The 1,159-nt window shown below is 58.2% G+C and carries 1 protein-coding gene; it reads right to left on the bottom strand.

Annotated elements, in window-relative coordinates; genetic code table 11:
• Positions 1-64: 64 nt before the first annotated feature.
• Positions 65-1,159, bottom strand: a 1,095-nt coding sequence (locus GWG67_RS38675; RefSeq protein ID WP_275174888.1) for an IS110 family transposase, incomplete at its 5' end; no start/stop codon positions are given.

Here is a 1,159-nt window from a genome sequence, read left to right as displayed (position 1 = left end):
TAGCTGGGGTCATGGTCCTTTCCGAGGTCGCGAGCGCCTCATGATGATGTCCGGATCGGGCGCCTCAACGTTTGCAGCGGAGTGCGGGCGAACCGCCACCAGCCGATTGACCGAGGTCACCACGACCACCGTCCCAGCGGGACATCGCCAGTCCGGCGGACCGGACCAGGAACTTGCGAGCAAATATTAGATGGGCTTCGGCTGGCCCCAGTCGAACGATGTGCCATCGACCCAGATGCAGTGGAGAATCACGGCGATCTTTCGGGCGATGGCGACCTTTGCCTTCTTCATGCCGATTCGCTTGGCGAGCTTCATGCCCCAGGCCTTTAGAGAAGACCACTTTTTGGTTCGATAAAGAAGGACAGTGGCGGCCTCGAACAAGTAAGTTCGGAGAAGCGGTCGCCCCATCGAGATATCTTTCCGTGGTGTCGGTTTCGCCGGATTGGCTGCGCCTCGGCGTAAGGCCTAGGTAGGCGCCGACCGTCGAAGCCGATCGGAAGCGCGAGGGGTCATCGATCGTGTGGCGGAACGTTAGGGCCGTCACGACACCGACCCCCGGGACCGTCATCAGGCGACGCGTCGTGTCGTCCAGCTTTGCCAACCGGCGAACCTCGTTGTCGAACTTACCTTGTTGTTGACAAACGTTCTCATGGATCGCGAGCAGCGGCGATATCACGCTGAGAAGCAAATGATCGACGCCCAAGAGTTCGCTGACCTGGTTGCGGAATTGTTGGCCGATCGCGCGAGGGAACAGCAATCCACATTCCTTGATCAAGCTGCGAACTTGGTTCTCGATGTCTCGGCGCATGGACACTAGCCGAGATCTGGCGACAAGGATCGCTCGGATCTTCTGGCTTTCCTCACTTTTGACTTTTACCTCTCGATACCATCCAACCCGCACCAGTTCGGCAAGCCCTCGCGCATCATTCTGATCGCTCTTGTTCATTCGGACCGACAAAGCTGCGTGCGCATGCCGAGCGTCGATGCAGACCACCGGAAGCTCAACCCTGCGGAGTTCATGCCATAGCCAACTCGCCATCGCGCCGGTCTCGAAGCCGATACGCTCGGCATGAGGCGCATATTTGCTAAGCAGGTCAGTCAAGGCACCAGGATTAGACTTGGCTTTTCCTTCGAAGATTACTTGACCAGTCTCGTTGAC

This window comes from Bradyrhizobium sp. CSS354, from assembly GCF_029051725.1.
GTDB lineage: Bacteria > Pseudomonadota > Alphaproteobacteria > Rhizobiales > Xanthobacteraceae > Bradyrhizobium.
This window is presented reverse-complemented; position numbering and strand designations above follow the sequence as displayed.